Genomic DNA, 14043 nt, shown 5'->3' with positions numbered 1-14043 from the left:
TAACGACGAAAGCGCGAGAATAAAGAGTTACGTATTTCATGAGTTAGCTCCGAACTGACAACGTTCGAAGAGCCTGGTGCAAAGATTCGGCACCCCAAAAGGAGGGAAAAGCGATCGTCACCAGAAGCTCTCCACCAAACAGGTGACAATCGTCAGGATTCAGCCTGAACGACCGACGCAATCCACGCAGCCACGTGTGTTGCACCTCGGCGCCAATCTCCCTCGCAAGCCGTCATTGGAGTGGTTGCTCCTCAGACTCGCTACCTAGTGGGCGCTCCTCTTCTGTGCCTTCCATCGGAAGGGACGAAAAAAGTAGCAATAAAGACCTACACAAGTCAATGCGAAAATACACAAGTTGACAAAAACTGTATTTGCGCTGGTAACCGCTGTTACAAATCGAGCTCAGGCAGTTCCTGCACCAGTTTCACCCGAGAGCGAAAGGAGCCAAGCGACACCACCTCACGCTCCATCAAACAGGGCAGCAGCAGTAACTCATCCTGCACCACGTAATAAATGGCATTTTGACGGTATTTTAAGGCAAGTTCGAGGGACTCTTCTTCGCTGGCAAACACGGCCCAACTCTTTTCCATGTGCGACAAGGTGCTGTTGGTGCCGATTAAGGCGCGGTATGGCACCCCCATCGCCTCAATGTCTGCCAGCAACTTGCGGTCAAGCAAGCGATTCTGACAGGGAGATAACAGCTCCCCCTGAGGGTTGTGGGCGGTCACGATAGCGAAGCGGGAAACAGAAGATAGCGGCTGGGTCAACAGAAATTCTGTCGACTGATAACAAGACCAAAGCTGTTCGAAATGACTTTCCATGTACGTAATAATCATTCAAAAGAACCCGAATTAGTTTAGCAGACTCTTTTCTTCTGCCTAGCCATGTGAGACAGATCTCGTTTACAAAAATCAACATATCATTAATTATCATTGACTTACAAAAAATTAATGATAATTAATCGCCCATTGGACTGGATTTGTTAACATTTCAATTGTTAAAAAATGCCTAAAACGAGTACAATTGTCTGCGTTAGCCATCCAAACTTCCAGTCTGCACCTTGATACAGGCTGTTACAATTTTCCCACTGATGTCAGTGACTTGGCTAAACAACTGTACGAAATGTGATCCATATTCAAATTAACATTTATACTTTGCAAAAAAAGCAATCGGCGTTGGAACTTTAGTAACGCCTTGTTTATCGAAGTAAGTACAGATTTACCACCATCTTTTGATGGCTTGTTGGACTAGTCGTTGCGTGTGCCACCTGTCGGCACAGCCTCTTTTTAAAGTTCAGGTTTTACAGGTCTTGCATAAAAAGCAGCGGGGCCTGGCCGGTCGTCAGCCGGCACACCCGATTAGCACATATTTGTTTTAAATTTAGGTACTTAATATGCAAAATCCGCACATTCTCATCGTAGAAGACGAAGCCGTTACCCGTAATACCTTAAGAAGTATTTTTGAGGCAGAAGGATATGTGGTAACTGAGGCCAATGATGGCGCAGAAATGCATAAAGCTTTGCAGGAAAACAAAATCAATCTGGTGGTGATGGACATCAACCTGCCAGGTAAGAACGGTCTGTTGCTGGCACGTGAACTGCGTGAAATCAACAACATCGGTCTGATTTTCCTGACTGGCCGTGATAACGAAGTGGACAAGATCCTGGGTCTTGAAATTGGCGCGGACGATTATATTACCAAGCCGTTCAACCCACGTGAACTGACCATTCGTGCCCGTAACCTTCTGACTCGCGTCAACAGCGCAGGCGTTGAAGTCGAAGAGAAAAGCGCCGTTGAAGTTTATCGCTTCAACGACTGGAGCCTGGAAATCAACAGCCGCTCTCTGGTTAGCCCTGCGGGCGAATCCTACAAGCTGCCACGCAGTGAGTTCCGCGCCATGCTGCATTTTGTAGAGAACCCGGGCAAGATCCTGACCCGCGCCGATCTGCTGATGAAGATGACCGGCCGCGAGCTCAAGCCACATGACCGCACCGTTGACGTGACCATCCGTCGTATCCGCAAGCACTTCGAAAGCCTGCCGGACACGCCGGAAATCATCGCCACCATCCACGGTGAAGGCTATCGCTTCTGCGGTAACCTGGAAGAATAAGGGCTATCAGCCTGCAAAAAAGCCAATCTCCGGATTGGCTTTTTTATTGGTGAAATTACAAAAAACAAAGGCCTGTCATCGACAGGCCTTGTTCATCTCATGCTTATTACGACTGGTTCAGTACAGATGGCTCAGCGCTTAAGCTCACTGTCGAGGAAGTCAGCCAGAGTACGGTACAGGTGATTACGCACCTTCTCACCGCGCATCGAGTGCTTGGAGCCCGGGTAATCCACCATGCGGAACAGTTTGCCTTCATCCTGCAGCGCCTTGTATACCCGGGTTGAGTTTTCAAACAGCACGTTGTCATCGGCCATGCCGTGGTACATCAAAAGCCCGCTCTGGTAACCGCCCACATGGGGGAATACGCTCGCCTTATCATAACCTTCGGCGTTGCGGTCCGGATGCCCCATGTAACGCTCGGTGTAATGGGTATCGTACAGGCGCCAGTCGGTCACGGGCGCGCCGGAAATTGCCGCTTTAAAGTGGCCTGGTGCCTTGAAAAGACTCATCAGCGCCATGTAGCCGCCATAGCTGTGGCCATAAATCGCCACCTTATCGCCGGCAACATAGGGCAAGGTGCGCAGGTAATCCACCCCGGCCATCTGGTCGCGCACCTCGGCATCACCGAGGTTTTGATAGATCACATATTCAAATTTGGTGCCGCGATGGGCCGAGCCGCGGTTATCCAGCTGAAACACCAGATAATCGTTTTGCAGCAGATACTGGGTAAAGTAATCCTGCTCGCTCCAACTGTTGGTGACGAGCTGCGCATGTGGGCCGCCATAAACCCTCACCACTACAGGATATTTTTTACTGGCATCAAAATTAACCGGTTTGAACAAACGGTAATGCAGCGTTTGGCCATCATCTGCTTTCAGGGTGCCAAACTCCGGCAGCTGCCACAAACCGGCAAAGGGATGCAGCGGATGACCGGCTTTGACGGCGTTTTCTTCAACCCAGGCGAGCTGTTTGCCGCTGGCATCATGCAGGCTTACCTGCGGTGGCTGCGACAGGCTGTTGAAGTAATCCAGATACACTGGGCTCTTGTCGGCGAACACTGTGCCGTGCATGCCCGGTTTCTCCGACAGACGCGCGATATCGCCGCCCTTGAGGCTTACGCGGTACAGATGGCGCTCGGTGGCCATGTCTTTACGACCGGCAAAATATACCAGCCCCGCTTTTTCATCGACGAAGGCAATCTCATCCACCGCCCAGTCGCCCTTGGTGAGCTGACGCTTAACCTTGCCCTTGCTGTCAAACAGATAGATATGATTGAAACCATCACGCTCTGAGGTCCACAGGAAATCGTCACTCTCTTTCAAAAAGTGCAGGTCGTCATTGAGGTTTACCCACGCCTTGCTGGTTTCCTTCACCAACAGCTGACTTTTGCCGGGTTTAGCTACCGACACCTTGCGAAGCTCCAGCGTTTGCTGGTCACGGCTTTGCCACTGGAAACTGAGCTCTGTGCTGTTTGGCAGCCACTTAACCCGCGGCAGGTAAATGTCTTTCTCTTTACCCAAATCAACCCACTCGGTGCTACCGCTATTGAGAGTAACAATGCCCAGGGCGATTTCCACGTTGGCTTTGCCAGCATAGGGATAGCGCTGCTCAGTCAGCTTAATGCCGTCAGCATAGATTTCATTGCGGGTCACCAGCTCTACCGGCGTCTCGTCGATGCGGGTAAAGGCGATACGCGCCTCATCACCCGACCACCAGTAGCCGGTCATGCGGCCCATTTCTTCCTGGGCAACAAACTCCGCCATGGCGTTTTTAATAGCGCCGCCACCATCTTTGGTGAGCTGAGTCAGCTTGTTACTGGCAAGCTCATACACATAGAGATTTTGCTCACTCACAAAGGAGACAAAGTTCCCCTTGGGCGACAATTTAGGATCGGTGGCAAAGCCATCGCCGGTGGCAAGCAAACGAACCTCACCACTCGATGGTGTAAAATAGTAAAGTTTTCCGGCAGATGGGATAAGCAGCGCCTTACCGTCGGCCGCCCAGAAATACTCCATGATGCCTTCGCCATAAACCCGCTGGCGTTCACGGCGGGCCTTTTCTTCATCGGAAAGCTCACCTCCAGCCAGCTTATCGGCATCCAGCAGCAGGCTCAACTTGCCGCTCGCCACGTCCATTTGCCACAGATCGAATCTGTGTTGATTGTCATCACGGCCCTTGATAAAGGTGACCAGCGCGCCATCGGGCGACAACGTCAGGCCACGGGGGCTGCTGCCTGCCAATGCAGGAGAAGCGTACATGCGCTCAATGGCTAAAGGTTCGGTACCGGCGCCCGGAAAAGCCGGCGCCGCCTGCAGAGATGCGGCAACACCTGCCAGCATTAATGAAGCCACGATTTTTTTAATCATTGTTTTTTCCATGTGTGGTTCGTGTGGAGGGTAGTTCAACACTGTTATCGACCTTTGCGATAAGCCAACCATTCTGCCCGAAAACTTTGCCCCTGCCAAAGTAATAGCCAAAGGCAAAGGCGACTGAAAATGTCGCCAATCTCGGGTATCATTAGCGCCAGAATTATTCCAAAGACCTCCCACAAATTTGTCTAATCAGAAGGACACAAGATGCAGACCCTGTCCCAATCCCTCAAGCAAAGCGGTATCAATGACGAACTTGCCAAGCTCATCACTGTGCTCGCCAACACCTCCAAAGACATCAGCCAGGCCGTGCGCCATGGCGCCCTTGCCGGTGTGCTCGGCGTTGCCGGCACCGAAAACGTCCAGGGTGAAGATCAGAAAAAGCTCGACGTTATCACCAACGACATGCTGAAAGACGCATTGGCAGCCCAGGGTTCGGTGAAGGCGCTCGCCTCTGAAGAAGAAGATGAGATAGTGCCACTCTCAAAGGACGGGCAGTTTCTGGTGTGCTTCGACCCACTGGATGGCTCATCCAATATCGACATCAACTCCCTGGTAGGCACCATTTTCTCTGTGCTGCCCGCCCCAAGCGGTGATGTGAGCGAACAAAGTTTCCTGCAATCCGGTCGCAAACAGGTAGCGGCGGGTTACGTGCTTTACGGCCCATCCACCATGCTGGCACTGACCACAGGCAAGGGCGTGCAGCTTTATACCCTAGACCCGGTCAGCGGCGACTACCTGCTGACGGTAGATGGTGTGCAAATCAGTAAAGACACCGGCGAGTTCGCCATCAATATGTCCAACCAGCGCTTCTGGGAGCCGGGCATGCAGGCTTACATTGCCGACCTTATCAAGGGCAAAGAAGGTCCGCGCGGCAAAAACTTCAACATGCGCTGGATTGCAGCCATGGTAGGCGATGTGCACCGGGTACTGTGCCGCGGCGGCCTGTTTACCTACCCAACCGACACCAAGGACCCGAAAAAGCCGTTCAAACTGCGTTTGATGTACGAAGCTAATCCGATGGCATTCTTGGTTGAACAGGCGGGCGGCAAGGCCAGCACAGGCTATGAGACCATACTCGATGTAGCGCCAAGCGAAATTCACCAGCGTGTGGCGGTCATTTTGGGCTCAGCCAACGAGGTTGATGCCTGTCTTGGTTACCACAAATAAGGCTCGCGTTAGTCTTTAGTGCAATGGCGGCGGCCTTTGATTGGCAAGCCGCCAAATCGCGCTATAATACGCGCCAACCGATTTTCTGAAATCTGATTTCAATACCGTTAAAGGATATGCAAATGAGCTTGAATGCAGTGCCAGCGGGCAAATCCCTGCCAGATGATATCTATGTAATCATCGAGATCCCACAGAACCACGATCCTATCAAGTACGAAGTGGACAAGGACAGCGGCGCCCTGTTTGTTGACCGCATCATGACTGCTCCTATGTTCTATCCTTGCAACTACGGTTATGTAAACCAGACTCTGAGCCTGGACGGTGACCCAGTTGACGTGCTGGTACCAACCCAGTACCCACTGCAGCCTGGCAGCGTGATCCGTTGTCGCCCTGTTGGCGTGCTGAAAATGACCGACGAGTCAGGTGAAGACGCCAAAGTAGTTGCCGTTCCACACGAGAAAGTGTCCAAAGAATACGGCCACATTCAGGACGTAAACGACCTGCCAGCCCTGCTGAAGGCCCAGATCAAGCAGTTCTTCGAACACTACAAGGATCTGGAAGTTGGCAAGTGGGTGAAGGTTGAAAGCTGGGAAGATGCAGCAGCTGCCCGCGCCGAAATCCTCTCCAGCGCCGAGCGCTACAACAAGCAAGCCTAATTCGCCTGTTTGCAATAAATTGCGTAAGAGCCGACCTTTGGGTCGGCTTATTTATTCCTGCCGCCTGGTAACGACGTGCGGCATACTCACAGTAAAAAGCCGCCCAGGGGCGGCTTTGTCATTAAGCGTTGTTGCCCTATACAGGCTTAGTCATCATCGCTGGTCACCTGATGCGGCCTTTCGGTTTGGTCAACTATGGTCAGCACCGCGGTATCGCCCACTACGTTGCAAGAGGTGAGCACCATGTCGATAAGGCGGTCAAGCGCTGCCACCAGCGCAAAGGCTTCAACCGGCAGGCCCATCTGGTGAATAAGCACGCCTATCATCACCATGCCACCACCGGGTACGCCACCGGCGCCGACCGACAACAGAAAGATACTGAAAATCAGAGATGGTAACTGCTCCAGGGTTATCGGCATACCAAAGGCATTGGCAACGAAAAAGATGGCGATAGTGATGTAAATCGACACGCCGCCCATGTTCATGGTGGCACCGAGCGGCACCCCAAAGCCCGCAACGGCACGGTTCACTTTGAGTTTTTCAGTCAGGGTGCGCATGGTCACCGGAATGGTGGCATTGGAGCTCGCAGTAGAGAGCGAAAACAGGATTTGCTCCTGGGTCTTTTCACGAAATACGCTGGCTTTGACCGGAGTAAACAACTGCACCGCATAGGGGTAGACCACAAAAATCCACAGCAGCAGCAAGCCAAGAATAAGCACCAAATATTCCATCACGCTGAGGAACACGCCGGCTTCTAAGGTCGCCCCTAACTTGAACATCAGCGCCGCCACGCCAATGGGTGCCAGATGCATCACCACCGAAATCAGTTTCATCATGATTTTATTGGCGGTTTGAAAACCAGACACGGCCCCTGCCACATGCTCGCCCAATGACTTCATCACGCCGCCAAGCAGCAGCGCCATAAAAATCACCTGCAACATATTGCCCGACATAAAGGCCGCCACCGGATTGCGCGGCACTATGTCCACAATCAGCGCCATCAGACTCGGCAGCTCGGTCGCTGTGATGGCAACATCATTGCCGCCGCTCATATCCACACCACGACCGGGCTCCAGCAGCAAAGCCACCGTCAGGGCGGCGAAAATCGCCACCAGGGTATTGATGATGTAAAAGCCAAAGGTCTTGCCGCCGAGACGGCCAAAACTCGAGAGGTCTTTCAGTTCACACACGCCGCAGACAATGCTGACAAACACCAGCGGTACCACCAGCATCATGATCATGTTGACGAACATGGTGCCTACGCCAGAGGCAATATCGACCAGAGTCGAGGAGAAGAATGGGATATCGTGCAATCCGTACTGCACCAGAGTGCCGGATACAAGTCCGATGGCCAGACCCAAAAAGATCTTTGCCGAGAGTGATTTAAACATAGTAAGCAAGCCTGTTTTGAGGTGAAAATGCGAAGTCTTGAGGCTTCGCTGCCTCGGATAGTGAAACATGCCAGTGAGGTTTTCAATGAAAATGTCACAACACAAGCCGGTAACGCCAGGCAATAAACGCAATAATAAGCTGAATTTAAATAGCTTTTCATAAAGGCATAAATTTCCAACCTAATCAGGGTCGCAACCAATTTAACCTTAAAAAGACACTTGAAAAACAAGCCATTAAAAACGTGCAGTTGAAATAACTATCAATCAAATAATTTCAAGTCAGATTATCTACAGCAACCCAAGAAGCTCCTTCGCTGCACTGCATTTTTGACAAAACCCGGCGATGAACCAAGCCCGATTGGTGTTAGCGAAATGATAAAGCGGACCTTTAGTCGGGTGAACAAGCCATGCGCTCTGCCAACTCAAAAGAGTTAGAAAATCAAGGCACCGAGAAAATCAAAGCACTGAGAAAATCAAAGAACCGAGAAAATCAAAGCACTGAGAAAATCAAAGAACCGAGAAAATCAAAGCACTGAGAAAATCAAAAGGCCACCCCAAGGGTGGCCTTTAAACTTACTGACAAACCTAAATTGTCATGCCGCGCATCAGCTTAGCCACAGCTCCACGTCACGGATGATAAAGTTGCCGGTATACACAGGATGCGGCTCACCCAAGGGCTCGAGCTCGAAATAGGATTTGTGCTCTTCGCTGAGGCCCTCAAAGCCGCCAATTACCTGATAAATCCAGCTTTCTGAATCCCATGGCAGGGCTTTTTCGTTCAGGTATTCCAGCGCCGACTGACGCTTGCCCGAATCAATCACAGCCACAAAGTAGTCCTCCACATCCTGCTTAAGTGGATTTTCCGGAATATCAAAGTCTTCGGCCGCGCTCAGCACCACATTGGCTTCGGCGGCCTTGGCGGCGGACACATTACCAAGGCGCGAAATCGACTTAATTCGCGCCACCATCTCCATGAGCTCCTGCTCCTGGCTTTGGTTATGCACATCAACATGGGCATCGGCCAGCATGGCTTCGGCGCGGTTAAACAGCATTGGCACCTTGCGATGGGCCACGTGATCCATGGGCTCATAGTCAGGATGCATGTCGGTATACAAGAGCCAGCCCTTCAGCAGCCTTGTGCGGCCCTGAATTTGCCGGAAGCGGCCCAGCAATTCAAGCAGCCTTGCCTGCACCACGCTGAGCTCCTGGGTACAGTCGCTGAGGGTCTCCTGCAGTGTAGTCACCAGCAGTTTGCGAAGCTCACGGATGTCGGCGGCAATTTCCCCAAGCTCGCTGAACTGAAACAGCTCCAGGCCATTCAAGAGCTCAGACACCTGGCTCTGGGCCAGTTCGTTCTCGCGGATTTTGGCACTGATGGTGCCAACATAACCGAACTCGTTGTTAATCCGCCCCCACAATACCCGAATGGAATAACGAAGGTTCTCGGTAAAGGCATACACATGCTCACTTAAATCGGCCAGATACGCCTCGGCAGCGCTGTGATCCGAGTGGCTGCGCGCCTCCTTGTAGTGGGAGGCCAGGGTCTTGATGGTGGCAAGCGCCGAGCCGACGTTGGCGTTAATCTGGCGATTACGCTCGTCTTTCAGGCCTTCTTCCAGCAGCGCCCGCACGCTGCGGGTCAGGCGCAAACCTTCGCCATCATCGGGGCGCCACAAAATACCGGCATCGGTCAGTTTGCTGATAACCCCTGGCTCTGCGGCGGTTTCATCCACCGAGCCTGACAGATACACATCCATTACAGTCTCGGCGTGACGGCCAAGCATTCTTAGCAGCCGCACCCCGGACTGGTGCAGATTGCTGCTCATAGCAGTTCCCTCTGGGTCGCGATTTCGGCCTGCGCCTCGAGATTCAGCCCTTCGGTCTCATCGATAAAGCGAATGACTTCATAAAGATAATCAAGCTTACCTGTGGCGATGTAGATTTGCTTTTCAAGGTTCGGGCGGCTTAAGTAGCCAAGCTCCACCAGCCGTTTGAACACCAGCTTCATCTGCGCATCTACATTGTTCGAGGTAGAGCCAAAAAGCCGGTACTGGCTGAGTTTGGCGAGTTGCTCGCGAAACGCCGGGGTTTCTTCCACTCTGGCCTGCAATTCGGTGAGGCGCACGGGCGCGCCCTCGGTGAGCGGCGCATCCTGACCCGAGGCCTCCTGCACCAGCACCAGCCACTCCACCAGCGGAATAAGCGCCTGACAGATGTCTTTAAACTGGCTGGAAATCACCTTGCGCTCGGCCTCGCCAAGCTGGGCATAACCGCAGAAAAACACCTCGCCCTCACCGGCGCTGGCCACAGTGCGATTAATTTGATTGAGGTAGGTTTCAATCCGCTCGCGCACGGCGGGCGACTTAAGCGCGCGCCAACCGTCTTCATCGGTCACACGGCAAATAAACTCGCCCCGCAGCAGGCGCTCAATCAGGGCGCCATGGCCTACCAGGCTGGCTGGGGAAACATTCACGTCAGACATTACACCGCCTCCCTGGAAATACGGCTGGCCAGCTTATCGGCGATGGGGTTGCTCTTGGGCTTCACCACCTGCAGTTTGCGGGTTTGTTTGTTGATGATGTAGCGATTCTTAAACAGGCTCAGCACTTCAGACTCGGGGTTCGGGAAGGCGCCAAGCACAGAGATGTTATTGTTTTCGCAGGCATCGAAAATCTTTTTCACGTTGTTGTGGTGCAAGGTCCCGAGCTCGTCAATCGGCCAGTGCACGGTGACCTGAGCCGAGCCGCGCAGCAGGCGGGTAAAGGCCAGCAGGAACTTACACAAAATCAGGTACGCCATACCGTGGCTCGAGGATTCATTAAGCTGGCGGTCGGTGCGGATAATCAGATCCGAGTTGCCCTCACGCAGGCGCAGCTCAATTTCCAGCAGCTTGGCCACACCACCAGTGAGCGCCGCCTTGCCGATGATATCCAGCGCCCGGCGCATGCTGTTGGTGTAGTGCTCGTCCGGCAAACCGGCAAATCCGTCGCTCTTCCAGCGCCTGAAGGCGGCCACGAATACTTCAAGTTCGGGCCAGAACTCCAGCTCACTGATGCGGGAACGGATACGCACCGCCGACTCAGAAACTCCATCGAGGAACAGCTCTTCCCCCACCTCGCGGGTGATGCGGGCGCTCTGGGACGCAATACGCCGGTCGATATCGGCCAGCACGTCATAGAAGGCGGTCAAATCCACCCCGAAAATCCTACCCTGCTCCCGCAGCGCCATCATCGACTGCGGCACCATCACATTGAGCAGTTGCTCAAGGCTTGGCACCAGCTTGCGGTAATCCAGTACCCGGATGCCCTTGTCGTTGACCGAGGTCGCTTCCTCACGGGCGCGCTCCCAGGTCTCGGCCAGACCCGAGCCGGACTTGGACACGATAACCGTATCGAAGTGCTCCACGTATTGCTTGACCGAACCGACCAAATAATCGCGCTTGAGCAGCAGCTCTTCGCCCTGCCGCAGGCGCTCGCCTATGCTGCCCTGAGCCTCTTCTTCGCTGAGGGGCAACTTGAGTTCCGCAAGTTTTCTCAGCAAAGCGCGCAGCTTGGTCAGATGCTCAGAAGCCTCGACCTGCGCCGAATCCGATGCCTTGCGGGCGGTTTCAAGCTCGCTGCGCTGCTTTTTCACCTCGGCCGAGAGGCGTGATAATTGCTGCTCCAGATCTGACTGGGCGCGGCGCACCTTGGCAAGCTCTTCGGTCAGGCGCGGCTTGCGACTGAGCCAGGTATGCTGATACCAGTCTTCATAGCGCAGCACGTCGGCGCGGCGGCCTTCGGCATCGGCAATTTTGCGCTCCAGGGTGCGGATATCGGCCTTGAGGCCAACAATCTTATCTTCATCCACGCCACGGGACTTAAGCTCGTCCTTGTACCACTGCTCACAGGCCTTGGTTTCGGCCTTGGCATTGGCGCGGCGACTGTCGATGCCGGACTTAGCAGAGGCAATCTGCCCATCCAGCGCGCCCACCACTTCCTGCCAGTAGGCGTTCTTTTCCATGCGCGCTTCGAGGGCCTGCTCTTTGTGCTCGGCCAGCCAGTCGGCCTCGTCGCGCTTTAGGTTTTTCAGCTGATGTTCAATGTCGACAAGGCGCTTGCCGGCAAGCTGTTTACGCTCGGCCAGCGCCTTGTTGACCCGCTCCTGCTCGGCTCGTTTTTCATCGAACAGGCGGCGCAAGTCTTCACGGGCATTTTTAAAGGCTGTGCGGGCAAAGGTCAGCTCACGGCTCAGGGTTTCCATTTCGCCATTGATGCCAACCAGCTGCGCCTCGGCACTTTCCTGCACCTCGATGGCGGCGCCGAGCATCTCCTCGGCCTTGGCAAGCCGCACTCTCAGCTCCTGCTCGCTTTGGGCGTATTCGGGAATATCCAGCGCTTTGAGGTCAAGCCCAATGCCATAGAGACTGGAGTTATCGGCGCCATTGGCGACAAAGGGATGCAGATCAGAGCGATGCAACAGCTCAGGCGCTATCACCTTACCCAGGCCCGCTTCCCAGCCCGGCGCTTCTTTGCGCAAAAACTCGAGCAGGGTGTGGGACTGAGGGAACAGCATGGCCTTAAGCTCATCCAGCTCACCCTGCCGCTCGCTCACGCGGATGCTGGCAAGGCGCAGCGCTTCGCTCGCCTGATCGCGCCGTGAACGCAGCTTGCGCTCATCCAGCGCCAGCCGCTCGGCACGGCTATTGGCGGCTTCCTGCTCTTCATCGGCGCGCTCGATCCGCTCATCGAAAATCGCGAGCTTGAGCTTTTCCTCTTCGGTGTAGGTCACCGCGTCCTGACGCAGCTTTTCTTCCGAGGCGGCGAGCTTTAACTGATACTCTTCCTCGCGGAAACGGTTTTTGCCCGCCTCCAGCTGATCGCGCCAGGCATTGTCGAGCTTTTCCAGATCGGCGCGGGCGGCCGCAGCCTGACGCTCACGGGCGTCGCGCTGCTTATCGAGCTCCTGATCCAGACTTTCCAGATCGCGGTTAAGCTGCTCGACGATCTTCGAGCGGCGGGCGTTGTAGGCCGCTTCCACGTCCTGATGCTTTTCGGTCAAAAGCTTATGACGCTCGCTCAGGTTCTCAAGGTCGATACGCCACAGCGGCAGCAGCTCAAGGTCACTCTTGGCCTTTTCGATGTCTGCATCCAAAAAGGCACCGTGCTGATTTTCGATAGCCTCAAGCTCGTGCTCGTATTTGCTTACATCACCGCGGGCGGCGGAGATTTCCTGGTTGAGCTCATCGCGCTGCTCTTTCCAGTCGTCATCGAGCTGGCGCAGGCGGAAATTGTAGTCTTTGGAGGCAGTCTGGCTGCGCTCAAGCCGCTCGGCCTCGAACACCTCATCGGCCTTGTAGCCCTTGTGCAAAGTGCCAAGGCGCAGCTCAGCCGACAGCAACTGATTGAATTCCTGCTCAAGCTTATCAAGCTCGGGGCGGATTTCTTCAAAGCCCGCGATAAGCTGGCACTCGCGGATCCAGTTTTCGACCTGCTGCGGGTTAATGCGTGAGGCGGGCGGGTTAACGCCATCTTCCTCGAGAATGGCGGCGATCATCGATTTGACCGTCTCCATCTTGCCTTCTTTGGAGTGCACCGCCTTGGCGAGCTTTTCGATGTGTCTTAGGGTGTGCTCGGCCTCGCACAGGGAAAACTGGCGGGCATAGGCCTTAAGCTCGCTGCGGTTACCGCCGCTCGAAAGCAAGGTGCGATCGTTTTGAATGATGGCGCGATATTCGCGGGTATTCAGTAAGTTGGTGTGGGCGATACCTGCACGTTTCATCTCGCGGCCAAGCTCGGCGGCGGTGTGGCAAATTAGCGTGTCGCCATTACGGCTTTTGACGTAATCCTCAAGCTCAAAGCCCTTGGCGATAAAGCGGTAGCTGATGCCCTTACCATCGCCGTTGGATGTCAGCACTGCCTGATACAACAGGCCGTCGCTGCGCTGGTATTCATAGATGATAAAGCTGCTGTCGTGGGGCAGATACCAGCGCTCGAAGCTGTCGCGGGTGGAGGGCACCACGCGGCTGGGGTACTCGCCATAAAACACCGGCACCAGACGCTGCAGCGTGGTTTTGCCCGAGGCATTGGTACCACAGATATTGGTGTGACCGTCGAGGGCCAACTCGACAACACCCGGCAAGTGGGTGTCGATAAGCACGATTCGTTGCAAGCTAGACATCTTTATCCTTAAAGCGACTCGGCCGCCATCGGGCAGCCGGAGGGTGACTGATGGCCACCGAAACCTTGGGCTGAAAACGCCAACGGAGTCGCCGACGACAGCATCACTGCCGCCTTTGGGCGAACTCACGGGAAAGGAGTATTAAGGTAAAGGAAAGCCCCTGCGATGGCAATCACAGGGGCTTCGGA

At 54.2% G+C, this 14043-nt stretch carries 9 protein-coding genes and 1 riboswitch; of the genes, 3 read left to right on the top strand and 6 right to left on the bottom strand.

All coding sequences use genetic code 11. The features are described from left to right. Positions 1-116: 116 nt before the first annotated feature. A riboswitch (Lysine riboswitch) is annotated at positions 117-290 on the bottom strand. Positions 291-389: 99 nt separating this feature from the next. Next, positions 390-821 carry a DUF3293 domain-containing protein gene (locus tag KJI95_RS06950; RefSeq protein WP_214506814.1) on the bottom strand — a complete coding sequence of 144 codons (432 nt, stop codon included), beginning with the start codon at positions 819-821 and terminating at the stop codon, positions 390-392. 572 nt (positions 822-1393) lie between these two features. Between KJI95_RS06950 and arcA the strand changes: the two genes are divergently transcribed. After that, positions 1394-2110 carry a two-component system response regulator ArcA gene (gene arcA / locus KJI95_RS06945; protein WP_214506456.1) on the top strand — a complete coding sequence of 239 codons (717 nt, stop codon included), beginning with the start codon at positions 1394-1396 and terminating at the stop codon, positions 2108-2110. A gap of 131 nt (positions 2111-2241) precedes the next feature. On the opposite strand, the gene KJI95_RS06940 is transcribed toward arcA, so the two are convergent. After that, positions 2242-4449: a S9 family peptidase gene (locus KJI95_RS06940; protein WP_432653789.1), complete on the bottom strand. Its 2208-nt coding sequence runs from the start codon at positions 4447-4449 to the stop codon at positions 2242-2244. Between the two features lie 237 nt (positions 4450-4686). On the opposite strand from KJI95_RS06940, the gene KJI95_RS06935 reads away from it, so the two are divergent. Together KJI95_RS06935 and ppa are read left to right on the top strand one after the other, a co-directional pair. Next, positions 4687-5649, top strand: a complete 963-nt coding sequence (locus KJI95_RS06935) for a class 1 fructose-bisphosphatase (protein WP_214506454.1) — start codon at positions 4687-4689, stop codon at positions 5647-5649. Positions 5650-5771: 122 nt separating this feature from the next. Beyond that, entirely contained in the window at positions 5772-6305 is a 534-nt protein-coding gene (ppa, locus tag KJI95_RS06930; protein ID WP_214506453.1) for an inorganic diphosphatase, read from the top strand. A 146-nt stretch (positions 6306-6451) separates the two neighbouring features. Here ppa and KJI95_RS06925 read toward each other — a convergent pair whose 3' ends face one another. The 4 genes from KJI95_RS06925 to KJI95_RS06910 form a co-directional block, all read right to left on the bottom strand. After that, complete coding sequence (locus KJI95_RS06925) at positions 6452-7696, bottom strand: dicarboxylate/amino acid:cation symporter (protein WP_214506452.1); 1245 nt, start codon at positions 7694-7696, stop codon at positions 6452-6454. Between the two features lie 605 nt (positions 7697-8301). After that, positions 8302-9522 carry a phosphoenolpyruvate carboxylase gene (locus KJI95_RS06920; RefSeq protein WP_214506451.1) on the bottom strand — a complete coding sequence of 407 codons (1221 nt, stop codon included), beginning with the start codon at positions 9520-9522 and terminating at the stop codon, positions 8302-8304. Beyond that, positions 9519-10178 carry a hypothetical protein gene (locus KJI95_RS06915; protein ID WP_214506450.1) on the bottom strand — a complete coding sequence of 220 codons (660 nt, stop codon included), beginning with the start codon at positions 10176-10178 and terminating at the stop codon, positions 9519-9521. Before KJI95_RS06915 ends, KJI95_RS06920 begins: the two co-directional genes overlap by 4 nt. Continuing rightward, a complete protein-coding gene (locus KJI95_RS06910; protein WP_214506449.1) occupies positions 10178-13855 on the bottom strand; it encodes an ATP-binding protein in 3678 nt (1225 codons plus the stop codon). Before KJI95_RS06910 ends, KJI95_RS06915 begins: the two co-directional genes overlap by 1 nt. Positions 13856-14043: the final 188 nt, after the last annotated feature.

The sequence above is a fragment of the Shewanella jiangmenensis genome (genome assembly GCF_018596335.1).
Classification (GTDB): domain Bacteria; phylum Pseudomonadota; class Gammaproteobacteria; order Enterobacterales; family Shewanellaceae; genus Shewanella; species Shewanella jiangmenensis.
The sequence above is the reverse complement of the archived record's forward strand: the minus strand, read 5'-3'. Positions and strand labels throughout refer to the sequence as shown.